This is a genomic window from Mucilaginibacter sp. (assembly GCF_039925265.1).
Lineage (GTDB): Bacteria > Bacteroidota > Bacteroidia > Sphingobacteriales > Sphingobacteriaceae > Mucilaginibacter.
The window spans coordinates 205,030-229,261 of sequence record NZ_JBDSZG010000046.1; the positions used below are offsets into that span (position 1 = coordinate 205,030).

The 24,232-nt window shown below is 46.9% G+C and carries 22 protein-coding genes; 7 read left to right on the forward strand and 15 right to left on the reverse strand.

The features are described from left to right. Positions 1–143: 143 nt before the first annotated feature. Positions 144–848, reverse strand: coding sequence for an NUDIX domain-containing protein (locus ABIX36_RS21335; RefSeq protein ID WP_348084194.1), 705 nt, complete (start codon positions 846–848; stop codon positions 144–146). 152 nt (positions 849–1,000) lie between these two features. Here ABIX36_RS21335 and ABIX36_RS21340 point away from each other — a divergent pair, with 152 nt between their 5' ends. From ABIX36_RS21340 to ABIX36_RS21350, 3 genes are read left to right on the forward strand one after another with little or no spacing between them, the layout of a single operon-like run. Next, complete coding sequence (locus ABIX36_RS21340) at positions 1,001–1,705, forward strand: ABC transporter ATP-binding protein (protein WP_348084195.1); 705 nt, start codon at positions 1,001–1,003, stop codon at positions 1,703–1,705. Next, positions 1,698–4,250 carry an FtsX-like permease family protein gene (locus tag ABIX36_RS21345; protein ID WP_348084196.1) on the forward strand — a complete coding sequence of 851 codons (2,553 nt, stop codon included), beginning with the start codon at positions 1,698–1,700 and terminating at the stop codon, positions 4,248–4,250. The genes ABIX36_RS21340 and ABIX36_RS21345 overlap by 8 nt, the downstream gene beginning before the upstream one ends. 7 nt (positions 4,251–4,257) lie before the next feature. After that, positions 4,258–4,932 (forward strand): arylesterase, encoded by a 675-nt coding sequence (locus ABIX36_RS21350; protein WP_348084197.1) that lies wholly within the window; start codon positions 4,258–4,260, stop codon positions 4,930–4,932. Between the two features lie 138 nt (positions 4,933–5,070). On the opposite strand, the gene fucP is transcribed toward ABIX36_RS21350, so the two are convergent. Together fucP and ABIX36_RS21360 are read right to left on the reverse strand one after the other, a co-directional pair. Beyond that, positions 5,071–6,354: an L-fucose:H+ symporter permease gene (gene fucP, locus ABIX36_RS21355; protein WP_348084198.1), complete on the reverse strand. Its 1,284-nt coding sequence runs from the start codon at positions 6,352–6,354 to the stop codon at positions 5,071–5,073. 188 nt (positions 6,355–6,542) lie between these two features. Further along, entirely contained in the window at positions 6,543–7,706 is a 1,164-nt protein-coding gene (locus tag ABIX36_RS21360) for a glycoside hydrolase family 172 protein (protein WP_348084199.1), read from the reverse strand. Positions 7,707–8,097: 391 nt separating this feature from the next. Between ABIX36_RS21360 and ABIX36_RS21365 the strand changes: the two genes are divergently transcribed. Continuing rightward, a complete protein-coding gene (locus ABIX36_RS21365; protein WP_348084200.1) occupies positions 8,098–9,408 on the forward strand; it encodes a DEAD/DEAH box helicase in 1,311 nt (436 codons plus the stop codon). A 238-nt stretch (positions 9,409–9,646) separates the two neighbouring features. Here ABIX36_RS21365 and ABIX36_RS21370 read toward each other — a convergent pair whose 3' ends face one another. The 6 genes from ABIX36_RS21370 to ABIX36_RS21395 all read right to left on the reverse strand — a co-directional run bounded on the left by ABIX36_RS21370 (position 9,647) and on the right by ABIX36_RS21395 (position 14,815). After that, a complete protein-coding gene (locus ABIX36_RS21370) occupies positions 9,647–9,883 on the reverse strand; it encodes a VF530 family protein (protein WP_348084201.1) in 237 nt (78 codons plus the stop codon). A 13-nt stretch (positions 9,884–9,896) separates the two neighbouring features. Further along, complete coding sequence (locus ABIX36_RS21375) at positions 9,897–10,556, reverse strand: bifunctional 4-hydroxy-2-oxoglutarate aldolase/2-dehydro-3-deoxy-phosphogluconate aldolase (protein ID WP_348084202.1); 660 nt, start codon at positions 10,554–10,556, stop codon at positions 9,897–9,899. Continuing rightward, on the reverse strand, positions 10,546–11,592 hold the full coding sequence (locus ABIX36_RS21380; protein ID WP_348084203.1) for a sugar kinase: 1,047 nt from the start codon (positions 11,590–11,592) through the stop codon (positions 10,546–10,548). Before ABIX36_RS21380 ends, ABIX36_RS21375 begins: the two co-directional genes overlap by 11 nt. Next, a complete protein-coding gene (uxaC, locus tag ABIX36_RS21385; protein WP_348084204.1) occupies positions 11,589–12,998 on the reverse strand; it encodes a glucuronate isomerase in 1,410 nt (469 codons plus the stop codon). The genes ABIX36_RS21380 and uxaC overlap by 4 nt, the downstream gene beginning before the upstream one ends. Positions 12,999–13,284: 286 nt before the next feature. Then, on the reverse strand, positions 13,285–13,815 hold the full coding sequence (locus ABIX36_RS21390) for a DUF4920 domain-containing protein (RefSeq protein ID WP_348084205.1): 531 nt from the start codon (positions 13,813–13,815) through the stop codon (positions 13,285–13,287). A gap of 391 nt (positions 13,816–14,206) precedes the next feature. Next, complete coding sequence (locus ABIX36_RS21395) at positions 14,207–14,815, reverse strand: alpha-ketoglutarate-dependent dioxygenase AlkB (RefSeq protein ID WP_348084206.1); 609 nt, start codon at positions 14,813–14,815, stop codon at positions 14,207–14,209. 62 nt (positions 14,816–14,877) lie between these two features. Here ABIX36_RS21395 and ABIX36_RS21400 point away from each other — a divergent pair, with 62 nt between their 5' ends. Beyond that, the gene (locus tag ABIX36_RS21400; RefSeq protein ID WP_348084207.1) at positions 14,878–15,102 is read left to right on the forward strand and encodes a hypothetical protein; all 225 of its coding nucleotides are present in this window, start codon (positions 14,878–14,880) and stop codon (positions 15,100–15,102) included. A 12-nt stretch (positions 15,103–15,114) separates the two neighbouring features. Here the strand turns inward: ABIX36_RS21400 and ABIX36_RS21405 are convergent, their stop codons facing one another. Next, positions 15,115–16,332: a hypothetical protein gene (locus ABIX36_RS21405; protein ID WP_348084208.1), complete on the reverse strand. Its 1,218-nt coding sequence runs from the start codon at positions 16,330–16,332 to the stop codon at positions 15,115–15,117. A gap of 116 nt (positions 16,333–16,448) precedes the next feature. Between ABIX36_RS21405 and ABIX36_RS21410 the strand changes: the two genes are divergently transcribed. Continuing rightward, positions 16,449–17,333 (forward strand): alpha/beta hydrolase, encoded by an 885-nt coding sequence (locus ABIX36_RS21410; protein WP_348084209.1) that lies wholly within the window; start codon positions 16,449–16,451, stop codon positions 17,331–17,333. Here ABIX36_RS21410 and ABIX36_RS21415 read toward each other — a convergent pair whose 3' ends face one another. The 5 genes from ABIX36_RS21415 to ABIX36_RS21435 all read right to left on the reverse strand — a co-directional run bounded on the left by ABIX36_RS21415 (position 17,334) and on the right by ABIX36_RS21435 (position 22,628). After that, positions 17,334–18,575, reverse strand: coding sequence for a GAF domain-containing sensor histidine kinase (locus ABIX36_RS21415; protein ID WP_348084210.1), 1,242 nt, complete (start codon positions 18,573–18,575; stop codon positions 17,334–17,336). A gap of 183 nt (positions 18,576–18,758) precedes the next feature. Next, the gene (locus ABIX36_RS21420) at positions 18,759–19,607 is read right to left on the reverse strand and encodes an SDR family NAD(P)-dependent oxidoreductase (protein ID WP_348084211.1); all 849 of its coding nucleotides are present in this window, start codon (positions 19,605–19,607) and stop codon (positions 18,759–18,761) included. A gap of 41 nt (positions 19,608–19,648) precedes the next feature. Beyond that, a complete protein-coding gene (locus tag ABIX36_RS21425; protein WP_348084212.1) occupies positions 19,649–20,488 on the reverse strand; it encodes an SDR family NAD(P)-dependent oxidoreductase in 840 nt (279 codons plus the stop codon). A gap of 81 nt (positions 20,489–20,569) precedes the next feature. Further along, positions 20,570–21,472 carry a helix-turn-helix transcriptional regulator gene (locus ABIX36_RS21430; protein ID WP_348084213.1) on the reverse strand — a complete coding sequence of 301 codons (903 nt, stop codon included), beginning with the start codon at positions 21,470–21,472 and terminating at the stop codon, positions 20,570–20,572. A 241-nt stretch (positions 21,473–21,713) separates the two neighbouring features. Then, entirely contained in the window at positions 21,714–22,628 is a 915-nt protein-coding gene (locus tag ABIX36_RS21435) for a hypothetical protein (RefSeq protein ID WP_348084214.1), read from the reverse strand. Between the two features lie 304 nt (positions 22,629–22,932). Here ABIX36_RS21435 and ABIX36_RS21440 point away from each other — a divergent pair, with 304 nt between their 5' ends. Next, complete coding sequence (locus tag ABIX36_RS21440; protein ID WP_348084215.1) at positions 22,933–24,156, forward strand: IS256 family transposase; 1,224 nt, start codon at positions 22,933–22,935, stop codon at positions 24,154–24,156. Positions 24,157–24,232 lie beyond the last annotated feature (76 nt).

Genomic DNA, 24,232 nt, shown 5'->3' on the forward strand with positions numbered 1-24,232 from the left:
ATTGTGTGTTTTTATAATTTATACTACCTGTAACAGCCTGCCCGAATAACTTAAAACAAACCATCTGTTTAAATAAATACAGCTTAGGCATTTAGCATGTTGCAAAACACCAAATTGGTAGGTAAATATATCGCTTTTTGCGATTAAAAGAACTTGTCGGGATTGGGAACGAGGTTTAAAAATTTCTCAAAGTTCTCTTCGTAGTGCGATTGATCCAAACGGTAATAAAAAGCGCCTTTTTTCGACGACTGTTTATCCTTTTCGGCCAGTTTCACCAAAAGCCCCGTAGAAAGTAGTTTGCGGCTAAAATTACGGTCGTCAAACTCTGTTTGGTATACGCCTTCGTACAAAGACTGCAATTGCGGAATGGTAAATTTACCCGGCAATAACTGGAACAAAATAGGATGCAGCGCTGCTTTGTAACGTAATTGTTTCAAAGCGATATTCACCATTTCTGGGTGATCGAATACCATGTCCGGCATATCGTCCAGTAAAAACCACTCCGGGCTGTGCTCTCCGCTTATTTGCTCTTCGTACTGATGGATATCAATTAGGGCAAAGTAAGTTACGGATAGGGTTCGTTCTACGGGATCGCGGTTGGGGTTACCAAACACCATAAACTGATCCATATAAACGTCCTTAAGGCCGGTGCGTTCCTCCAGCACGCGGTTAGCCGCATCGTCCGGGCTTTCTGATGGGTTGATGAAACCGCCCATTAAACTCCATTTCCCTTCTTCGGGGGTTAAACTGCGTTTTACCAGTAACAATTTAACGTTTACACCATCAAAACCAAATATGATACAGTCTACAGCAACTAAAATTCGATGTTGCCCGGGATATTCATGCATGCGAAGTACTTTTATTTACAAGTGTAAAAATAATATCACCATTTAAAAAGAAACTGCCAAAATGTAATGCGTTTGTAAGTAAAACTATTAGCGCCCAACATTCTTAATAATACTTTGATATTTACATTAGCTCAGCAAAATATACATAAAAATTGGAAACTATCTTAAACATATCCAACCTCCATAAAACCTACAAAAGCGCCGGGCGCATCCTAACGGTTTTGGATAATATCAATTTCGCCATCAGCACCGGCTCTACCAACGCCATTGTTGGCCCATCGGGCAGCGGCAAAACCACCCTGCTTGGCCTTTGCGCCGGGCTGGACAGCGCTTCATCAGGCATTGTAGAGTTAAACGGCGTTAACCTTGGCTCACTGGGCGAAGACAAGCGCGCGCAGGTGCGCAACCAGTACGTGGGCTTTATTTTCCAGAATTTTCAACTGTTGCCTACGCTTACAGCATTGGAGAACGTGATGGTTCCACTGGAGCTTCGCGGAGAGAAAAATATTAAGGCGCGTTCTTTAGACCTGCTTGATAAGGTAGGCCTTGCCGACCGCGGCCACCACTACCCTGCCCAGCTTTCGGGCGGCGAGCAGCAAAGGGTGTCGTTAGCCAGGGCTTTTTCCAATTCGCCAAAAATATTATTTGCCGATGAACCAACCGGGAATTTGGATGCCGAAACCAGCGAAAAAGTGGTGAAGCTGATCTTCGACCTGAATACCGAGGCGGGTACTACCCTTGTTTTGGTAACGCACGACCTGGAGCTGGCAGCCAAAACACACCGTATATTAAAAATAAAAGGCGGCAAGCTGGTATCTGATGAAAAAACCGTTAACGAAAAGGCGGTAAATGGATAACGTAAATTATAACCGCAAAATAAACTTTGGCTGGCTGTTTAAAATGGCTGTGCGCGATAGCCGCCGCAACCGGGCCAGGCTGTTGCTGTTTATTTCCTCCATCGTGTTTGGCATAGCGGCACTGGTTGCTATCTATTCGTTTAAGTACAATATCCAAAATGATATTAACGGGCAGGCTGCTACTTTAATTGGTGCCGATTTAAGCATAACAGGCAATAAAGAGCCGGGCAAAAAGCTGCAAACGCTGCTGGACTCCATCGGCGGCGAGCGGTCTGAGGAGCGCAGTTTTGCCTCTATGATCTATTTCACCCGCACGCAAGGCACCAGGCTGGTGAACATTAAAGCGTTAAAAGGCGCGTTCCCCTACTATGGCAGTTTAGAAACCACCCCATTAAAGGCCGGTACCGGTTTTAAAAGCGGCAAATACGCTTTGGTGGATAAAACACTGATGCTGCAATTTACCGCCAAAGTGGGCGACTCCATTAAAGTGGGTAACGCGACTTTTGTAATAGCGGGCATCCTGAACAAAGCGCCGGGGCAAACCGGCTTATCATCGGGCATTGCCCCTATTGTGTACATCCCGTTTCAATACCTGGCCGATACCAAACTTATTGGCACCGGCAGCCGCATAAATTTCGCCTACTATTATAAATTCCCGCAGGGTTACAACATAGAAAAACTCGTCAAGAAAATAGATCCCGCGCTGGACAAAGCCGAGTACGGCTCTGATACCGTAGAAAACCGCAAGGAAAATACCGGCCGTTCCTTTGGCGACCTGTCGCGATTTTTATCGCTGGTGGCCTTTATCGCTTTGTTGCTGGGCTGCGTTGGTGTGGCAAGCGCTATCAATATTTACATCCGCGAAAAAATTGCCTCCATAGCCATTATGCGCTGCATGGGCGTAAAAGCTTCCGAAGCGTTTTTAATTTATTTGATACAGATCACCGGCATAGGGCTCATCGGTTCCGTTGCGGGGGCGATATTGGGTACCTCGGTGCAGCATTTGCTGCCATATGTGTTAAAGGATTTTTTGCCGATAACCATATCGGTGAGCATCTCGTGGATGGCTATCTGGCAGGGCATTGGTTTGGGCATTATCATTTCGGTGTTATTCGCACTGCTGCCGCTCATCAATATCCGTAACATTTCGCCGCTGAACACGCTGCGCATGTCGTTCGAGGAAACAACTACCAAACGCGACCCTTTTCGCTGGCTGGTATACCTGCTGGTGGTAGGATTTATAACAGGCTTCTCCTATTTACAACTGGGCGACTGGCTGGGTGCCGGAGTATTCACGGTTGGAATCCTGGTAGCTTTTCTGATCCTAACGGCTATCGCCTGGCTGCTGATCCGCTTTACGCGCCTGCTTATCATGAGCAGCTGGAGCTATATTTTGCGACAGGGCTTCGCCAATTTATACCGGCCAAATAACCAAACCATTATCCTCACAGTATCTATAGGTTTAAGTACGGCGTTTATTTGCACGCTGTTTTTGATCCAGCAACTGCTCATTAGCCAGGTATCGCTGTCGTCCAGCGGCAACCAAAGCAATATGATCCTGTTTGATATCCAAACCAGCCAGGAAAAACCACTTGCCGAACTTACCCGCAAACAGGGTCTGCCGGTATTATCCCAAGTACCCATCATTACCATGCGGCTGGATAAAGTGAACGGCAAAACCGCCGCCGATGCAAAAAAAGACAGCACCCTGCATATTTCTCCCCGGGCTTTTGCCTGGGAATACCGCGTTACCTACCGCGATTCGCTTACCAATTCGGAGCAGATCACTTCAGGTAAATTCATAGGCAAGGCCGCGCCGGGCAGGGATATACCTGTATCAGCAGAGGAGCGTTTTGCCAACAGGATCAACGTAAAAGTTGGTGATAAGCTGGTGTTTAACGTACAGGGCATAATGATGAATGCCTATGTAAGCAGCATCCGCAAGGTAAACTGGAACAAGATACAGACCAATTTTCAGGTAGTGTTCCCCGCCGGGGTGTTGGAAGACGCGCCGCAGTTTCATGTTTTACTTACCCATGTGCCATCACAACCTGTATCGGCAGCGTACCAGCAGGCGGTGGTAAAGCAGTTCCCCAATATTTCTATCATCGATCTCGGGCTGGTACTAACCGTATTAGACGAACTGCTGGATAAAATAGGCTACGTGATCAAATTCATGAGCGGCTTTAGTATCGTCACCGGTATTATCGTGCTTATCTCCTCGGTCCGCATCAGCAAATACCAACGGATAAAAGAAAGCGTTTTATTACGTACCATGGGTGCAAGCCGCAGGCAGATATTTTCTATCACCGCTTTGGAGTACCTGTTTTTGGGGACTTTATCGGCATCGACAGGAATCGTTATCGCCATCGGGTCGAGCTGGCTGCTGGCCAAGTACCGGTTCGATATGCCCTATCATGTTAACCTGTGGCCGGTTGCCGCTATGTTTTTTGCCATTACCGCGCTAACGGTTATTATCGGTTTGTTAAACAGCCGGGGCATTTTAAACAAACCTCCGCTGGAGGTGTTACGTTCAAACGCATAATTCAAACATGAAACATCCATTAAAAATAATACCTGTACTGGCTTTAACCGTTTTTTTAGCGGCATGCGGGGGCGATAAAAAGCCAGCCGAAAGCGATAGTACCTCCACGGCGGCGGGCAACGCTCAACCTAAAAAAACTATTTTATTTTTTGGCGATAGCTTAACCGCGGGCTATGGTTTAGACGATGCCACCGAAGCTTTCCCCGGGGTTGTGCAGGCTAAGATAGATTCGGCAAAATTGCCTTACACTATTGTGAATGGCGGTTTAAGCGGCGAAACATCCGCCGGTGGAAGGAGCCGGATAGACTGGCTGCTGAAACAGCCGTTCGATATTTTTGTGCTTGAACTCGGCGCTAACGACGGCTTGCGTGGCCTCCCTGTAGCCTCCACTGCCGAAAACCTGCAGGCTATTATTGATAAAGTGAAAACCAAATACCCGCAGGCCAAACTGGTAATGCTGGGGATGCAGGTACCAACCAATATGGGCGCTACCTACTCCTCCGATTTTAAAAACATCTTCCCAACGCTGGCTACCAAAAATAACATGACGCTGGTGCCCTTCTTGCTGCAGGGCGTCGGCGGTGTGCGCAAACTAAACCAGGCCGATGGCATCCACCCTACCGAAGAAGGCGCTAAAATTGTCGCCGCTAATGTTTGGGCAGAGTTGAAAGGGATCTTATAAACACTAATTTCACGAACAAAAGCGAATTTCACGAATTTTAGGACCTGTCGATTTAAAAATCTAACAGCCTCCGGATATTCGTGAAATTCGACTCAATTCGTGAAATTCGTGTCAATTCGTGAAATTCGTGTCAATTAATTAATGCCCTGCTACGATCTCTACTTTCTTCACCTTCAAATTCTTTAAGGCGAACCAAAGGATGGCTACGAAGCTTATACCCGGCACCAAATAGGCTACCTGTATGTTAAACATATCGGACACACGACCCATTATTGGCGGCATTATAGCACCACCCACAATCCCCATGATCACCAGCGACGAGCCAAGCTTTTTGGTTTTAGCCGTAAGATCGCGGATGCTGAGCGAGAATATAGTTGGGAACATGATTGACATGAAGAACCACACCGCCATCAACGTGTAAACCGCCGCGCTGCCGCTTAGGTTCACCGCAGAGATGATGAGAATAATATTGATAACCGCATAAGTAACCAACAATTTTACCGGGTTGAAATATCGCATCAGTAAAGTACCAATAAACCGCCCCGACATGAAACCCAGGAACGCCAGCGGTAAATAAATGGTGGAAGCATCTTTTTCGGATAAGCCCGCCACCTTCTCGCTAAAGCGGATAAAGAAGCTACTGACACAGGCCTGGCCGCCAACGTAAAAGAACTCTGCTAATACGCCGCTCATCAATTGTTTATTTTTTAACAACTCGCCAATGCGCGCTGATAACGGGCGGCGCTCGTCGTTGATCTCTTCGCCGCTCTCTTCATTTATCACTGGGAAGGCTGTACGCCATACCAAAATGGCTACGGTAAGTACAACCAGGCTTATCACTATGTAAGGGATCTGTACGGATGAAGCTTCTTTATCGAGGTACTGCTTTAGAACTTCCGGCGACATTGCATTTTCTTCTGCCGCTGTCAAATTTTTCCCCGAGAGGATAAACAGCCCCCCAAGCAATGGGCCAACCGTTGCTGCCAGCCCGTTGAACGATTGCGCGAAATTGATACGTTGCGTGGCTTTATCCGGGTCGCCCAGTACGGTAATGAGCGGGTTAGCGGCGGTCTCTAAAAAGGCCATGCCCGAGAATACGATAAACAGCGCCCCCAGGAAAAACGCGTAGTTCCTTGCGGCAGCAGCCGGCACAAATAGCATGGCGCCAAATGAAAATAACAGCAAGCCCAATATAATGCCGCCTTTATAACCGTATTTCTTCATAAACAAAGCGGCCGGGATTGGCAGCAGGAAGTATGCGAAATAAGATGCGGAGTCGATAAGCGAGGATTGAAAATCGGTTAGCTGGCAGGCTTTTTTAAGGTGCGGAATAAGTATCGGGTTAAGGTTCAGTGCGAATCCCCATAAAAAGAAAAGGGACGTTATAAGTGCTACTGCGATTACGTTGCTGTTTTTTTGCATTGTTAGATTTTAATAGATCAAGACGAAATTGGTGGCCCAATATATATTATTTAAACACAGCTTGTATGTCTTTCAGCGATATTGCCAATATTTTTAAACAGATTGCGTTTAACGCTGATTTTCTCCGGCAAAATGGAACACACTATGCCGGTGGGTATGATATTCGACTGGCTTGAAAAAGCCGGAGATTAGTTCACCTCCAGTTCATCCTTCGATGGCAATTTTGGGAACGCGCCATGCGGCCCGGTTTGGTACCAGAACACTACCGATGCCAGGTCGTCCTGCAGTGGCAAATACCGGCCACCGTTGCGCCAGCCAAGCGCTTGAAGGGTTACTTTCAGGGTCTTTTCAAAACGGATCGGGTCGGCAATATGCCAGCGGTACAGTCCAAAACGCTGGGCTACGTTGTACAGCCCATCACCTTTTATCACCTGCGCTAAACCCGTGTATGGGCCGCTAAACTCGGTATAGGCATGGGTTTCGGAGCCATCCGCGTTTTTGCGGCGGGTATCAAAATTGTACGATCCGCAGAAATAATCCTCTGTACCGGTGCCAATAATGGTTGGGAATTTGGTATCGCCATCCATAAAGAATTTGATCTCGCCCTCGCCCCACCAGCCATTTTTATTGGAGCCATAGGCCAGGTACGTACCCACGTACTGCCCTTTACCTTGTATGCTATCCACCAAAACATAGTCTTTTTTATAAGGCAGCGGGTTTATTCTGTGGAACTGCGCGTGGAAATACCCCGCGTCCTCGGGTACTTTCGTCAACGTATAATCTACCTGGTAATACAGCACCATATCCTCATCATTTATATTCTCCATGGTGATGCGGCATTTCTTTTTGAAAGGCATGGGCCAGTAGCAATTGAACGCGCTGCCGGGGTTTACCACCACAGCAAGCGAACTGATGGGCGCGTACTTGCCCCAGCCCATGCAAAAGAAATCGCCTACGGGCGCTTCTACCGATGGGGTTGTTTCATCGTCCCAATAAAAGCGGATGATGGAATAGCGCCAGTTGCCGGTGGGCGTCATCCAGATATGCTGCACGGCACCAGGGCCATCTATTTCGGCAACGGTATATGTTGTATGTTTTTTGATGACGACGCTCGGACTCACCTTCCAGGTTTGACCCAGTTCGCGCGAAGCGCCGGCACCGGTACCCGTGGTGGCCATTCCCCCCTTGCCTTTTTCGCCGTTAAAATTTTCGGGACTGATGGAGCGGCTAACAGCATCCGACGTACGGAAGATGTTGCCCATATTGTTGTTTAACCCATCGTATTTTTGCTGCGCACACACAGTGAGGGCCAGGATACATAGCATCCCCGCTAAAAACAATTGCTTCTTCATAAATTGAGGTTTATAAAAATAAATGTAGGAAAATAATGGGGAGATGCAATAGAGAGTGGCGGTGGCAGTTGCGGTAGTAGGGAAAACGTTTTTAAAAGCATTGCGTGCGAAGGCGCGTGCGATTCCCCTCTTGAGAGGGGTGGAGGGGTGTGTTTGGCGTGTTGCAAAGTGGGCTAACACACCCCTACCACCGCGTATTCCCTACGCGCCCCCTCTCGAAAGGGGAAAAAATAAAAGCGATCTCTTTGTTAATTGCGGTAGCAGCAACCCAATTTTGAACATCGTAATTAAAAACCCGTACCACCCCGTAACTGCTTCTGCTACTGCAAACTAAAAACCGCAAACAACAAACTAAAAAATCGTATCTTTGCACCCTCAAAAAACGGAAATAATGGTGTGGGCAGAAAAATTTAAGCTGAATAGACAATTGGTAAAAGCGGTGGCCGAAGCCGGCTTCGAGGTGCCTAAAGAGATACAGTTAAAAACGCTCACACGCATCACCGGCGGGCAGGATGTTATTGGCATTGGTCCTGAAGGTGCGGGTAAAACCACCACCCTGGTTTTGGCGACCCTTAACCGTTTTAATCACAAAGCCGACGGCGTGCCTGGTGCTTTGATCCTGGCTCCCGACCAGGAACGCGTTTTTGATATCGTAACACAATTTGAGCGACTGAATCGTAATACCTCTATCCGTATTGTAAGTCTGCATAATGGCACACCGGTAGACCAGCAAATGGACGACCTGGCCGATGGTGCCGATATTGTTGTTGCTACGCCCGACCGCGCCCGTGCCATTTATTTAAAACTTGGTTTAAACCTGAATAAGGTGAAATTTTTGGTGGTAGACGATGCGCACCTTATTGTTAAGCAAGGCCTGCAACTCCCTGTAGTTGAACTGGCTAATAGTATTGATAAAGGCCAGCACATCGTATTCAGCGAAGTGTTGCACGACAAGCTGCACAAAATGATAGCGCCATTTATGGTGAACCCCGCTACTATAGAAGTGGACGAACTGCCCGAAGAAACGGTAGCCACCCACCCGCAAATGGTTTACCATGTGCCCAACTTTGGTACCAAGCTAAACCTGCTGAGCCTGTTTATGTACGATGAGGAACTGTTTACCAAAACCGTTGTGTTCGCCAATACAAAAACCACGGCAGAGACACTTTACAAGAGCCTGGAGAATCGTTTGCGTAAATCGGTAGCGTTATTAAGCCCCGCCTTTTTTGAACATAACCAGGTGAATGATATCAGCGAATTTAAGGCGAACGATGCTTTAAGGGTATTGATCGTTGCCAATGAGAGCGTTGAAACGATCGACTTAACGGAGATCCCATTCATCCTGCATTTCGATCTGCCGTTGGAGAAAGAAGTGTTCATAAACCATATCATCAACACTGATCCTACCGCCGAAGACGAAACCCTGGCCATTACCTTTGCTACCGATATTGAACTGGACCAGGTGCGGAAGATTGAACAGGCTACCGGGCAAAAAATGCAAAGCGCGGAATTACCGGAGGAATTGGTGATTGAGAAAACGCGTAAGCAGAAAGAAAGCGAGAAAGTAGTAAAACCAACCAGGGTTGACCCTAACAAGCATGTGCCGGGTGAGGCCTTTCACGACAAGAAACCGGAGAACGCCAAAACTTACAACATCAGCGCCAACAAAAAGGCGAAGATGAATAAGAAGAAGAACCACTAAGGTTTAAAGCAAAAATGCTGTTCCAATAGGGTGGCAAAAAAGTGTTTCACTTCTTTTTTTGTTATTTTTGAATATACACTCAATTGATTGGCAATAAGAATCTTACACCAATCACCTAAAGAACAGGGGTGTTCCAAAGTGTTTCACAAAAAACTGTAAAATACTGATTATCAGTATTTTTTTTAAAAATAAGTGTTCCACATTTAAAAGTGAAACACTAACGCGTTTTACCTTAAGCCTAAGCTTCGCTCGCAGGCATTTTCTTGTGATATTTAACGTACAAGTCCTCTACCTTTTTACGCGCCCAAGGGGTTTTACGCAAAAATTTAAGGCTGGAGCCAACGCTTGGGTCTTCCAAAAAGCAGTTGATCCGGATGCGGTAACCCAGTTCTTCCCAGCCAAAATGCGCCACCAAAGCATTGATGATGGCCTCTAATGTTTTGCCTTGCAGCGGGTCTTTCGATTTTTGCTCCATTGGGCAAATTTAGCTATTTACTTAACTGTACCAACTCTAACGCTTTTATGGTATCAGCATAAAGCTGATCGTACAAACGATCGTCAAGCACCTGTTTGCTGATCAGCTTACTGCCCATACCCACCGCGCATACGCCCGAGCGGAACCAGCCGGAGATATTGCCCGCTTCAATTTCCACGCCGCCGGTTGGTATAAACAGCTGCCCGGCGAACAATTCCCGTATAGACGACATAAAAGCCGGACCTAAGATATTGGCAGGGAACAGCTTGATCAGCATCGCTTTATATTGCTGCGCGATGTGGATCTCAGTAGGAGTCATACATCCAGGGATCCAAAGCATTTTATAATTCGCTGCCACCAGGGCCACTTCGTTATCCACTATAGGTGATACCAGAAAGTCGGCGCCTGCATCCACAAAAACCTCGGCTTCCTGCCCGTTTTTTATGGTGCCGATACCTAAGTATAAGCCCGGCATTTCTTTAACCACCGCCTTTTTTATCAACCGGAAATTATGCAGGGCTTCTTTACCCCTGTTGGTATATTCCAATACCCGCACGCCCGCTTTGTACAGCGTGCGTACAATTTCCACACTCACGTCCGCGTCCTCATAAAAAAATAAGGGGAGCATTCCCTGGGCTAATATGCTATCTAATACCTCTTCTTTACTGGCCATTCTCTATCGTATTAGTTATTTCTTCAACTGTATTTGTGGTAGCGTCACTGGCTACAAAAAGCTTTTTAAAGGCCGCCGCGGTTGCGTATTCCAGCGTTTGCTGCGGGGTTTGGTCGTTGTAAAAGCCGTATATCAACCCGGCCATAAAGCAATCGCCCGAGCCAACTTTGCTCACTATTGCATTGGCACTGTATTCCTGCGAGCTGTAAAATTCACCATCTGCATACAGGGCGGCGTAGTATTCAATTTCGCCGTTGCCATCAAACCGGAAGGTATTGGCTACCGCTTTACATTTGGGGAATTGCTCCACCATCCTTTTGGATGTGGACAGCGCTTCCTTCAGATAAATACTCTTTTGCCCACTCTCGTGGATATCACCTAAAACAAGAATTCCCAGCATGGTTTCAACGGCCCATATATTGCCCATTATTACATCGCAGTACTCCACCAGCTCTGTCATAACATCCTGTGGTTGTTTGCCGTACTGCCATAGCTTAGAGCGGTAATTCAGATCCACAGATATGGTGATCCCCCTGGCAGATGCCGCCTGTAATACCTCCAGACATACATCAGCTGTTTGCTGACTAATCGCCGGGCATATCGCGCTGAAATGAAACCAGGTAACGCCATCTAAGGCCTTATCCCAATCCACCATACCGGGTGTAAGCTCGGCGAAGGCGGAGGCGGCTCGGTCATATATCAATGCGTCGTGCTTCAGGTCCTTCCCTTTGGTGAGGAAATAAAGCCCTATCCTGTTGCCACCATAAAATACTTTAGAGGTATCGATGCCTTGTTGGTTGACGTAGCCTATCACCTGATCGGACATGCCGTTTTTTGGCAAAGCCGTAAAGTATTGCGAAGGTACATCCCAAAGCGATAAGGCCGAAGCCACGTTCAGTTCGGCACCACCAACAAAAACCGATAAGGCATTGTCCGCCAGCCACTGCCCGCCGTCATCCGGACTAAGCCTTAACAGTAGTTCGCCGAAGGAAAGTACGGCACCTTCTTTATAATTCTTTGATAACCCCTTGCTCATTTCTTTTCAAAATCAAAGTAATTCTTCGCGTTATAGTAGCAAATATCCTGAATGATCTTACCCGTCCATTCGATATCGTTTGGCAATTCGCCGTTCTCAATATCATCTGCAAACAGGTTACACAGGATCCGTCTGAAATATTCGTGGCGTGGGAAAGACAGGAAGCTGCGTGAATCCGTCAGCATCCCTACCATCCGGCTGATGAGCCCCATGTTAGAGAGGGTGTTCAACTGCTTGGTCATGCCGTCCTTCTGATCCAGAAACCACCATGCTGATCCCCATTGGATCTTACCCGCCACCGAGCCATCCTGGAAGTTGCCTGCCATGGTTGCCATCAGTTCGTTATCTGCAGGGTTAAGGTTGTAAAGAATGGTTTTAGCGAGCTTATCTTCGCTATCCAGCTTGTCTAAAAATTTAGAAAGGTTTTTTCCCTGGTGAAAATCACCTATCGAATCGCGCCCGGTATCGGGGCCGCTTTGTATAAAACCGCGCGTACTATTGTTGCGCAAGGCACCTATGTGATATTGCTGCACCCAGCCCTTCTCGTAATCCCAAATGGCAAACTGGTGCAGCATAAAGGATTTAAACTTGATATTTTCGTTACTGCTGATGGGCTGGTTGCTCCTTATTTTAGCAAATATGTCGCTTGCTTCTTTGTCGGTACAATCCTCGGCGTACATCTGGTCTATCCCATGGTCAGACACGGTACAACCGTTGACAGCAAAGTAGTTATGGCGTTTTTTTAAAGCAGAAATATAGCCGTAAAAATCGCCTATATCGCTATCAACTACTTTCTCCAATTGGCCGATATAGGCATTAAGCGCAGGGATGTTATCGCTGTTCATCGCCTTATCCGGGCGGAATGCAGGGAACACCTTCACTCCCCAATTATCGGCCTTTATCTTTTGGTGATGCTCCAGGTTATCGATGGGGTCGTCGGTGGTGCAGATCACCTCTACATTCATTTTGGTGATCAGGTTGCGCACGCTGTACTCCGGGGTTTGCAGTTTGGCGTTGCAATCGTCGTAAATAAAGTCGGCGGTGCTGGGCATTAGCCTTGAGGAGATGCCGAAGTATCGTTGCAGTTCCAGGTGCGTCCAATGGTAAAGGGGGTTGCGCAGGGTGTATGGCACGGTTGCCGCCCATTGCTCAAATTTCTTTTTATCGCTGCGCCCTCCGGTGATGAAACTTTCATCAACCCCGTTGGCGCGCATGGCCCGCCATTTATAATGGTCGCCGTGGAGCCATACCGACGTGATATTGTCGAAATTGATATCGTTGGCAATTTCGTTTGGTGGCAGGTGACAATGGTAGTCTATAATGGACATATCAGCGGCAAAGTCGTGGTATAAACGCCTGGCCGTGTCTGTTTGCAGCAAAAAATCCTCGTCGAGAAAGGTCTTCATAGGTCTAATAGTTCGGGATTTGTAATTATAGGGTTTATCTGCCAAATACTAAAAATTTATCTACGAAAACGTTGCCGGAAAACTGTGATCATGCCCCAAAATGTATGAATTTTTCCGTGTAGAGACGCGGCACTTCGCGTCTGCGGTACAATGAGCGGCCCTCTATCTCACACAAAGCTAAAACCGGGCAAACCTAAGCAATAGAGAAAATTACGCCTGTTTAAATTACAGCAAACAAAAAAGACGCGAAGTATCGCGTCTCTACAATTGTATTTTTTAGTATTAATTACTTCACCACCAAAACGCCATCGGCCATAATGGAGATATCTTTCTTAGGGTCTTTTATAGCGGCAATTTCGGTTTGGCTTTTGCCCGCGTCTTTGGCATAATGTATCTGGCGTTCAACCGAGGTTTCTTTGATCCTGGCAAGGCCTTCTACCACAACGGTTTTACCAACAATGTTCTGTGGCATAAAATAAGCGTAATCGGTAAACTGCACCATAATGGTTTTGCCATCGTCCTGCGCCAGTTTCATAAAGCAGCCTTTCTTTGTGCAAACCTCTACCACGGTGCCGGTGATTTTTCCGGTGTAGGCAGTATCAGTGCTTAGGGTAGTTTTCAAAGCCGCGGTAGTTAAGGCGTTATCTGCGGTTACGGTTTTGCCGTAAGTTACGCCGGCATCGGCTGGTTTAATATTTGTTTGCGCAAAAGTTACTGCCGAAAAACAAAGGCAGATGATAAATAATGCTATGGCTTTCATGTTGTTTTTGGGTTTTTGATAATAGATATGCTTCACAAAAATAAGATAATCGGGCATATATTTCCTAATAGTTTATCATGATCTGAGGGGAATGACTTTTAAACTTCTACGCTAATTTGGCTAAAGCCGCCTACAATGCTGTCCCATCCGTCCCCTAAAGGGGACGGCAATAAATTTAGAAACAGTTCTTTTTTCATAATCATTGCCGTTCGGCTTTAGCCAACGGTTAATTGAAACCAACGGAATTGGCTGTAGCCGAAAATTACCAATTCCGAAATTTCAAATGCGATTCCCCTGATAAGTTTACCCGGACATCAACAGATGTTTGCCGGTCAGAGGATTGCAACAGGAGTGGTTAAAATTAAGTTTCACTTCAAATAACATCCATTAGTTCTTGATTAACAGGTTTATTTCACTTTAACGAAAGTTCCTTTGAGGAAATAACTGCTTATGAAATCACCCTAAAAGTAAGATTTATCCGCTCCCCTATTGCCTTGGTAGACTTGGGTACCTGGTGCAGCCAGTTGTGTTGGAGGTCGCCTTTCATGATGAGGAGTGAGCCGTTCTCCAGCTCTACGGAGTACTTCTGCTGCTTAGCCGTTTTATGCTTTACATCAAACCTGCGGATCTCCCCAAAGCTCACCGATGCGATAATGGGGTTAACGCCCAGCTCAGGCTCATCATCGGCATGCCAGGCTACAGAATCATTACCGTTGCGGTAAAGGTTCAGCAGAACGCTATTAAACGTAATGCCAGCGGCAGCGTCTACACACTGCTTGATAAAGTGCAGCTCATCGGTCCATGGGTATGGGTCGTACTTTTTGCCAGAGAAGGCATAGGTTTTGCTGTTGTCGCCATACCATGCGGTCAACCGGGGGGTATTCAGGATTTTCCCATACATCTGGATGGTTTCCTGGTTCCAGCGGATATTGGTTTTTAATGCGGGAATCAACGTATCGCATTCGGCCTTGGTAAAAAACCTGGGTTTGTATTCCATCAAATCGGGAGGCAGTTGAGGGTTTTGCAGGCCGCCGTCAAAAAAGCTGAGCTGTTCCATGTTGGTAAATTAACATTTCGGCACAAAAAGTGTTGTACCAAATGCGACTAATACTTTAAATTATGAGTTCGGCATTTGTAAAAGAAGGTGAAAACCAGTGGCTGCACGAGATTGGCCCATCCATGAACGCGCTCCTCGTTTTTCTGCAAAAAGAAAACGGCGGACTGCGCATCTACGAACGTAAAAATTACTACAACCAACAAGAAGGCCGCGATGTATACCAGATGAGTGATGGCCTAAGCTACGCCAAAAAAGACGACAGCAAGTGGTATATTGTGTGGGATTAGCGCCCCTACCCCCTATATTTTTATAAAGATCTTCTTGCGGTAAAGCCAGTAAAGTATCAGCCAGTCAATCAGTAAAACCACTGCACCTTTTACAAGGGTACTGTAGGTATCGCCAAAAAGCTGGTCGTAATGCTGGCCCATGTGGGTGTACAAGGTTTTGATAATAAAGCTCCCAAAACCATCTGCCAGTACATAGGCCACAATAGAGTTGGTGCCCACTACCACCAAAAACAAGGCCCAGCGCTGGTGCTTCCCGGCATCAATAATGCCATAAAACAAGGCCAGCAGCAAAAAGCAACAGCCTCCGCTGAAGATAACCCAACCGGGTGTCCAGATCCTTTTTACAACCGGTGCTACGCCGGTAAAATGCAGTACACCTGCAAACACCAGCAATGCTATCCCTATCGTTACAAAGCGCCTCACCAAAACAAAAGGTGCCGTACCCGTGCGGAGCATATTACCGGCCAGCAGACCAACTATCATGGTGCCCAATGTTGGGATAAAACTTAGGGTGGAATAACCGCCGGCGTTAAAGTTAAAATGTTGCTCGCGCGGAAAAAGGTTGAGGAACCAGTTATCAACCGCCCAGGCCAAATTGGTGTTCTTATTCCAATGCGCCGCGAAACCTTTAAAATTCCCTTCCCAGTCGGCAGTAACACCGCTGCCCGCATAGTTAAATCCTGCACCGGGCAAGGGGTATAAAACAAAGGCCAACCAGTAACCGGCCAAAATTAATACAAGCGCTATGAGCTGTGTGCGCTCTTTGCAAAAACCAAGCAGAAACAAAAAAGTGTATCCTAATCCTATTTGGCTAAGGGTATCTTCAAAAGTAAAGTAGGTTTGGTTTGCCCACAGGGATCTCAGAAAAATGCCAAGCGCTATAAGGATAACCGACCGGATCAGCGCGTGCTTGAGTAAGCCGCCAAACTTGTCGCCTTTGGCTAATCGCCCCGCTATAGAGAAAGGTAGTGCCACGCCTACCATAAAAGAAAAGGATGGTTGGATCAGGTCGTGCAGCGAGCATCCCGCCCATTGCACGTGATCTTGGTTAAAATAGAGGAACTTCCAAAACCCATTGCCGGGTAACGACTCAGATACATGCCTAAAATTGAGCACCTCCCCCATCATCAGTAACATTACAAAACCGCGATAGGCATCTATAGACGTTAACCGCTTGCTTGCCACAGGTGCTATTACCGGGGCGTCGTTTGGGTGGATTTGGGTTTTCAATTGTAAATTTAGGCCAGGCCCGGTTTTAAGTCCGTTTGTTAAATAAAGTTAAACATCTGCCGCGAATAGAACGTTAATATTTTTAACGCTAATTTGCGTGCAACAGACCAACGCACATGAAAAATCTCAGTCTCCTATCCTTATTTGCTGCATGTACTTTTTTGTTCGCCTGCGGCGATCCGCAGCGTGAAAATAAGCATAATAATGCCAATGTGCGCGCGCACATCAAAAATAATAATATTTCAATTGCTTATACAGACACCGGCAAGGGCGACACCACGCTGCTTTTTGTGCATGGCTGGTGCATTAACAAAAGCTACTGGGTGGATCAGGCGGCATACTTCAGCAGGCGTTACCGTGTAGTGGCGATGGACCTGGCGGGTTATGGGCAATCGGGCAATAACCGCGATAAATGGGACACGCAAGCTTTTGCAAGCGATGTAAACGCGGTGATAGACCAGCTAAAATTAAAGAATGTAATTCTGCTGGGGCATTCCATGTCGGGCGATATTGTGCTGCAGGCCGCCATTAACCAACCCGACAAGGTGATAGGAATAGTAGGCGTAGATAACTTTAAGAGTGCCGGGGCGCCACCGCAGACCGCCGCCCAAAAGAAAGAAATAGCCGATGCGATTGCTGCTATGCGGAAGGATTTTAAGAAGATAGCGTTCCAATGGTTTAACGAGGGGCTGTTCTCGAAAACAACCAGCAAACCTATAAAAGAGCGAATATTGAACGATGTTGCTCACGCGGACACCGTAGTGGCTGTGGCGTCGATGGAGCAGCAGGCTTATGACGAAGTGCCTAACCTCATCAAATCTAAAAAGAAACTGTACCTGATCAATAGCGATTACCAGCCTACAGATACCTTGTGGCTGGTGAAAAATAAGATCCCTTATCAGGTATTAGAGATCCATAACACGGGGCATTTCCCGATGGTGGAGGCACCAAAGGAGTTTAATATGCAGTTAGAAAAGGTACTGGCAAATATGAAACGGTAGTTACAAAAGTTCGTCGTCCTCTTCTACCCCGGCGTTCTTTTTTACCGAGAATGTAAAGGTGCTGCCCGAACCTATCTCCGATTCTACCCTGATGCTGCCCTGCAGTTTCTCCACCAAAGCCTTAACGGTGTATAAACCAACGCCGGTACCTTTTTGGTTAAACCTGTCTATAACATTCAGGGTGGCTTCTTTGTAAAATATTTTATCGAGATTTTTTTCGGCAATCCCCATCCCGTTATCGGTTACTTTAAAGTTGTAGAAATCGCCTTCCTCCCGGAATTGTATGGTGATAATACCGGCCTCTTTGTCATTATAACGGATGGCATTGGTAAGCAGGTTGATAAAGATCTGCTCCAGCGCTACCGATGAGCAGGTAAGGGTGTGATCTACCGGTGGAAGGTTAATTTTTACGCCGTAAGGCACGTCTATCAGGCTAACTACATTTTTCAACAGCGTATTCAGATCCAAACATTTTTGGTTGGTAAGCAAAGATGATGGTGCCGAAGAATACGCCAGCATTTCATCCACCAGCGTTAATAGCCTTTTTGTGGAAGTGATGTTCAAATCCAACAGTCTCTTGCTTTTATCATCGCTGTCTTTGCCTAAACGCATTCTAAGCGCCTGGGAGGTAAGCAACATACTGCTCAACGGATTTTTAATATCGTGCGCGGCTGTTGAAGCGAATTTTTGGATAAAAGAATTGGTCTCCAGCAGGTGTTGATTACTCTTCTCCAACCGGGCCAGCTTGCGCCTCAACTCCATTTGGGTAATTACCTGCTTGGCCAGGATCCGTAAGGATTTCTGTTGACGCGCGTTCAGGTTCTTCGGCATGGTATCTAATACACATAACGAGCCAAGGGCAAAGCCATCCTCGTTCACCAACGGCACGCCGGCATAAAAAACAATATTTGGGCTTCCTGTAACCAAAGGGTTTGCCAAAAAACGCTCATCCTTACGCGCATCGGGCACTATCATCACATCGTTTTTATTCAGGATGGTATGCGAACAAAAGGCGTATTCTCTCGGCGTTTCCTTAGCATCATGCCCCAGGATGGATTTAAACCATTGCCTTTTGTCGTCAAGTAGACTTATGAGTGCGACCGACGTTTGGCAGATCTCGGACGCGAGATGAGTTAATTCCTCAAAATCGTCTTCGGGCATTGTATCTAAAATATCGTACGTTGCCAGCGCTTCCAGGCGCTCATCTTCATTGTCTGGTAAGGGATAGGATAAATTACTCAAGCGGGTAAAATTAATAGGGGAATTATTATGAGGTTAAAGGTATAAATAATCCACCGACTCAAAACATAATATTAACTGAAATGTAAAAAAATTACCTATATATAACAGAGTGTCCTCCTAAAATCTTAACAAACAAAAAAAGCGGATGAGTGGCTCATCCGCTTTTAAATACCAGGGTTTAACTTATGCTTCTACTTCAAAACCGGTGGAGGTGGCCAATTCCCTCCATGCTTCCATGTCGGCTTTTACATCTTCCATTTTTTGGGCGGCGATGCCATAAGCATCGGCACCTAAAAATAAATGCATAGGCACCTCCACAGATTCGGCTGCGGCGATCATCACCAGGGCCGCCTTATCCGGATCACCGGCCTGGTTGCCGTTGATGTCGTTTTGGTGAGCGGCCTGCACCGCGCGTACTTCCTTGTAAGCCTGGATCTCGTTTTTAGGTGTACTTAACGAATCTGGCGCAAGGAAATTGGTACGGAAATAGCCCGGTGAAACGATGGTCGCTTTTACGCCGAATGATTTGCTCTCTGCAGCCAAAGATTCGGTAAAGCCCTGTACCGCAAATTTAGTAGCACAGTAAATACCAAAGCCCGGGAAGTTGCCGGTAAAACCACCGATGGACGACACATTAAATATATGTCCCGATTGTTGTGCACGCAAATGCGGCATCACCGCGCGAATGACATTTAATGAGCCAAATACGTTCACATCGAAGTTTTCTCGGGCTTCTTCATCGCTTAGTTCTTCTAAGCTGCCTGTTAAACCGTACCCAGCGTTATTAACCACTACATCAATTTTACCGAAGTGGCTGATCATTTGATCAATAGCATTTGTAACGCTGTCCTCAGCTTTAATATTTACCGACAGGGGAAGGAAGTTTTCGTGCTCCCCTACTACCTTGGTAAGATCAGTAATGCTGCGGCTGGTGGCTGCTACGTTATATCCTTTATCTAATAATTGTTTAACCAGGCTAAGCCCTAAACCTTTAGAGGCACCGGTTACAAACCATGTTTTTTGAGTGTTCATTTTGTTAGTTGTTTTTGTTTTGTTGAGTAGAATTTTATTTATCAGGCGTTGTAAGCCATTGATTTGGTGATCGCTTCGTTTACCCGGAATTCTCTTTCCAGTTTTTCGAGTTTAGCCATTGCGCGGTCGTAAGCATCTTCGCCGAGCAACAAGTATAAAGGTGGGTTCTCCATTTGCACCACATCTATAATAGCGGCTGCGGCTTTTTCTGGGTCTCCGTTTTGCTTGCCGTCCATTTGCAGGTATTTGGTGTGGATATCTCGCACGGCGCTATAATCGGCAATGGGGTGTTTGGCCATATTAAGCGATTCCCCGGTCAAGAAACTGGTACGGAATGCGCCCGGGGCAACTACCGTTACCTTTACGCCGAACTCGGCAACATCCTGCGCCAATACTTCCGACAGGCCAACTACAGAGAATTTGGTAGCCGCATATACCGACCAGCCCGTATTAGCCGATATCCCCGCAATAGATGATATATTGATAATATGCCCCGACTGCTGAGACCGCATATATGGCATCACCATACGGATAACGTTCAGGGTACCAAATACATTAACTTCAAAATTATCGCGGGTTTCGCGGTCGGTAAGTTCTTCTATGCTGCCGCCAATACCGTAGCCGGCGTTGTTTATCACTACATCAATGCTTTTAAACGCTGCATTTGTTTGATGGAGGGCACAGCCAACGCTGTCCTCATTACCTAATTCTACTTCTAAAGGCAAAAAATTTGGAGCAGTTACACCAACAGCTGATATTAAGTCGGTAACGTTGCGTGAAGTTGCGGCTACATTATGGCCGGATTGTAGTAATTGTTTAACCAGGCTAAGCCCGAACCCTTTGGACGCGCCTGTGATAAACCATGTTTTTTTGTTGTCCATAAGCTTGTTTTTTTGATAAAACAAAGATATGGGGCAAAAACAGGCTACCGTTTACGCAATTCAAACCAATTATTGCAAAATTCAAACAACGCGAAACGCGGATGGCGTTTTACTGGTTTGTTTTTTGAAAAAGTTATTAAAATGGGCCGGCTCTTCAAAGCCCAGGCTGTAGCTGATCTCGGACACGTTCCAGTTGGTGTGGCGGAGGAGGGCTTTGGCTTCACTGGCCAGGCGTTCCATAATATGGTGGGTGGTGGTTTTGCCGGTGGTTTGGCGGATGGCCCGGTTAAGGTGATTTACGTGTACCGACAACTGATCCGCGAAATCTTTGGCCGACCGCAGTCCGAAGCGCTGTGCAGGCGACTCTATCGGGAACTGCCGCTCCAGCAGTTCGGTGAATACGGAGGTAATGCGCGAATTGGCATCCGGGTGCTGGTACAGCCTGTCCGACGGCTGGATCTTCATGGCATAATGGATCAGCTCGGTAATGTAATTGCGCAGCAGATCGTACTTAAAGCGATAATCGGAATTGATCTCGGCGAGCATCTTCTCAAACATGGCGAATACATAGTTATCTTGTTCGCTGTTAAGTACATATACCGGGTTTGCACCGGGAGCGAACATAGGCAACTCGTGGATATTGCTGCGCATCATTTCGGTAAAGAACGACTCTTTATAGATACAGAACCGCCCCGAATGCTCGTTATTTAAATTCTCGAAGGTATAGGGCACAAAAGGGTTGAAAAACACCAGGGCGCTGCCATCCATCTCGATGCTTTTATCGGCATAATGCACCACGCCCTTCCCCCTAAAGAGGCTCACCTTATAAAAATCGCGGCGACTGTATACCACGGGTTTCGCCCCCGGCATATAGCAATCTTCGGTGCGGAAAACGTTGAAGTGGCCGATATCCTGGCTCAGGTTATCGGGCATCCAGTTAAACTTTTGCCGATAAAAATCCTCGAGTGTTTCTGTTGTTGCCATAAAACAAAGTTACATAATTCAAACTACAGATAAAATACCGCTGATACCAGCTTATCAAAAAACAACCCTATTATTGCCATCAACAGCCGTTTTTGGCCATTTTTACTTGCTAAAACTTTCGTTTTTTTCCGCTTTTTTACCAAAAAAGGGCGTTTTTATTCAAAAATAGCAGCGTTTTGCACACCTAAAATGCATTGATTTCTCGGGGTACCAAAAAACAACGGGCCAAAAAAAGGAAACGCTATTTCCCAGCCAGGTAAAACTTCTCCCAAAAATCTACCGTTTTGGTCATCTCGCTCCTGTCAATTGTAGTAGTACCGGCACCGCCGCGCATACCACCACCCCTTCGACCACCGCCGCCACCCATTCCGCCGCGACTGCCGCCCATACCGCCGCCGCCACCAGACATTCCGCCGCCGCCCATACCACCACGACCACCTCCCATCCCGCCATCCATCCCACCGCGACCGCCACCACCTTCGGGCTTATCGCCCTGCTTTGACCGGATGATGCCGTTAATTTTGATATTGAAGGCCCATTCGTTCTTATCGGCGCTGCCGGTATGCATCATAGCGATGGGTACCGCAGCTTCGTACACCAGGTAACCATCGCGGTCCACACCCAGCGCAGTTTTAATACCATAGGTATTCGCGGTGGTCATTACCTCGTTCAGCACATCGGCAAATCCGGTGGCCTTTATTTGTTTGAGGCGGGTAAGGCTGGCCTCCATCCGCTCCTGCCGGTCGTCCTCGCTGTCGGGCTGGCCAATGCCGCCATCTGCCGGTGGCGGCATTGGCCTTTCGGCAGGCATGGCCTCCGGGTCGGTATAGGGGAAGGTTACGCTAAAAGCTTCTTTTTTCTTCCCTTTCGGGTCGATAGAGAACGTAATGCCGGCCATCAGCGCGCGGCGCTGTTCGGAACGGTCGCTGATGCGCACCGCTACATAAATATTATCCTTATCGTTGGCAATGGTGTAGGGGATCTTTTTCTCTTCGTTGATATAGCGCAGGCTGTCGCCCCACTCGTTGAGCTTACCATCAACCACAACCGCCGCGGGCGGCAATTGCAGCACGGGTTTATCATTTTTAGATTGGGCGCAAACGGCAAGCGGCAGCGCAAAAGCAGCCAGCAAAAAGTAATGACGGGGAGTTTTCATCGTTGGGGGCTGTGATGTGTTAATAGATATGCTATTAACAGCGGCGCGGGCGGGTTATTATGGCGGGGGAAGTAAAGAGTTTATTACAAAGGAGGAGGGGCGGGTAGTTACGTGAGCTGCGCGATGTTTACTGTGTTAAAGCCACAAGATCCTTTATGAGAGCCTGTGCGGGCAAATGCCTGCAGAATTTTTTTAGTCTTCTACCCGGTTAAGTGTCCGCGCTTATTTCTTAATCCTTAGCTAATTAGAGGGTGTAAAATAAACTGTGTCAAAGTGTAATTAATTACCTTTAACATAGTTTAAGATGAAACAAGAAGAGTCGCTCGAGTACGAGCAAATGAAAAAGAAAGCCCTGGAGCAGCTTCGCTCGGGCAAATCACTTTATGGCAAGGATGGCGCATTTGCGCCCTTGCTCAAAAGTTTTTTGGATGCAGCTTTGGAAGCTGAGTTAGAAAGCCATTTAGATGAAGCTGAACGAAGTTCAGGCAACCGTAAGAATGGCAAGACCACTAAAGATGTACGGACCTCTGACGGCACGATTTCGGTTAATACGCCTCGTGACCGCAATGCCAGCTTTGAGCCTGAACTGATCCGTAAACGGGAAACGATACTTGCCGAGAGCCTGGAATCAAAGATTATCGGGATGTATGGTTTAGGGATGAGCCTTCGTGATATCTCTAAGCATATTAAGGATATGTATGATACCGAGATCAGCCACAGCACCTTATCAGCTATTACAGACAAGATCATCCCCGAAGTGAAAGAATGGCAATCAAGGCCACTGGAAGAGCTGTACCCGATTGTTTGGCTTGATGCCATGCACTATAAAGTGAAAGAAGACCACCGGATGGTATCGCACGCTGTTTATAATATTCTGGGCATAGACCGCCATGGCCACAAAGAACTTTTAGGCATGTATGTTTCTCAAAGTGAGGGTGCTAACTTTTGGTTGTCGGTTTTGACAGATTTACAGAACCGCGGTGTAAAGGATATTTTGATCGCTTGTATCGATAACCTGAACGGGTTCCCTCAAGCCATTAATACCGTATTCCCTCAAACTGAGATCCAGACCTGCATTGTTCACCAGATCCGCAATAGCCTGAAATATGTGGCCTCTAAAGATCAGAAAGTATTTATGAAAGATCTGAAGCCGGTTTACCAGGCAGAGACGCTGGAATTGGCCGAACTGCGCTTGGATGAACTGGAAGAAAAGTGGGGCAAGAAATACGAAAAGGTGTTGGAGTCATGGCGCCGGAACTGGTCAAAACTAACTACCTATTTCCGTTACGATGCTGCCGTCCGAAAGCTCATCTATACCACCAATACTATCGAGGGTTTTCACCGGCAGATTAGAAAAGTGACAAAAACTAAAGGGGGCTTTACTTCTGATATGGCTTTGTTAAAACTGATCTATCTGGCTCATAACAACATTAAGCAAAAATGGACGATGCCTCTTTCAAATTGGGCTACGACTGCTCAGAAACTGGCCATTTGGTTTCCTGGGAGAATGATATTAGATTTGATGTAGCAATCATGCCCAGTCAGGCTCCGGCCCCATGGGGCCGAAGCCTGACTGGGCATGACACAGTTTATTTTACAGACCC

What these genes read in the sequence shown, in the direction of transcription:
- ABIX36_RS21335 (WP_348084194.1), bottom strand. Translation starts at nt 848, where the DNA reads ATGCATGAATATCCCGGGCAACATCGAATTTTAGTTGCTGTAGACTGT.
- ABIX36_RS21345 (WP_348084196.1), top strand. Translation starts at nt 1,698, where the DNA reads ATGGATAACGTAAATTATAACCGCAAAATAAACTTTGGCTGGCTGTTT.
- ABIX36_RS21350 (WP_348084197.1), top strand. Translation starts at nt 4,258, where the DNA reads ATGAAACATCCATTAAAAATAATACCTGTACTGGCTTTAACCGTTTTT.
- fucP (WP_348084198.1), bottom strand. Translation starts at nt 6,354, where the DNA reads ATGCAAAAAAACAGCAACGTAATCGCAGTAGCACTTATAACGTCCCTT.
- ABIX36_RS21360 (WP_348084199.1), bottom strand. Translation starts at nt 7,706, where the DNA reads ATGAAGAAGCAATTGTTTTTAGCGGGGATGCTATGTATCCTGGCCCTC.
- ABIX36_RS21365 (WP_348084200.1), top strand. Translation starts at nt 8,098, where the DNA reads ATGGTGTGGGCAGAAAAATTTAAGCTGAATAGACAATTGGTAAAAGCG.
- ABIX36_RS21370 (WP_348084201.1), bottom strand. Translation starts at nt 9,883, where the DNA reads ATGGAGCAAAAATCGAAAGACCCGCTGCAAGGCAAAACATTAGAGGCC.
- ABIX36_RS21375 (WP_348084202.1), bottom strand. Translation starts at nt 10,556, where the DNA reads ATGGCCAGTAAAGAAGAGGTATTAGATAGCATATTAGCCCAGGGAATG.
- ABIX36_RS21380 (WP_348084203.1), bottom strand. Translation starts at nt 11,592, where the DNA reads ATGAGCAAGGGGTTATCAAAGAATTATAAAGAAGGTGCCGTACTTTCC.
- uxaC (WP_348084204.1), bottom strand. Translation starts at nt 12,998, where the DNA reads ATGAAGACCTTTCTCGACGAGGATTTTTTGCTGCAAACAGACACGGCC.
- ABIX36_RS21390 (WP_348084205.1), bottom strand. Translation starts at nt 13,815, where the DNA reads ATGCCCGATTATCTTATTTTTGTGAAGCATATCTATTATCAAAAACCC.
- ABIX36_RS21395 (WP_348084206.1), bottom strand. Translation starts at nt 14,815, where the DNA reads ATGGAACAGCTCAGCTTTTTTGACGGCGGCCTGCAAAACCCTCAACTG.
- ABIX36_RS21400 (WP_348084207.1), top strand. Translation starts at nt 14,878, where the DNA reads ATGAGTTCGGCATTTGTAAAAGAAGGTGAAAACCAGTGGCTGCACGAG.
- ABIX36_RS21410 (WP_348084209.1), top strand. Translation starts at nt 16,449, where the DNA reads ATGAAAAATCTCAGTCTCCTATCCTTATTTGCTGCATGTACTTTTTTG.
- ABIX36_RS21420 (WP_348084211.1), bottom strand. Translation starts at nt 19,607, where the DNA reads ATGAACACTCAAAAAACATGGTTTGTAACCGGTGCCTCTAAAGGTTTA.
- ABIX36_RS21425 (WP_348084212.1), bottom strand. Translation starts at nt 20,488, where the DNA reads ATGGACAACAAAAAAACATGGTTTATCACAGGCGCGTCCAAAGGGTTC.
- ABIX36_RS21430 (WP_348084213.1), bottom strand. Translation starts at nt 21,472, where the DNA reads ATGGCAACAACAGAAACACTCGAGGATTTTTATCGGCAAAAGTTTAAC.
- ABIX36_RS21435 (WP_348084214.1), bottom strand. Translation starts at nt 22,628, where the DNA reads ATGAAAACTCCCCGTCATTACTTTTTGCTGGCTGCTTTTGCGCTGCCG.
- ABIX36_RS21440 (WP_348084215.1), top strand. Translation starts at nt 22,933, where the DNA reads ATGAAACAAGAAGAGTCGCTCGAGTACGAGCAAATGAAAAAGAAAGCC.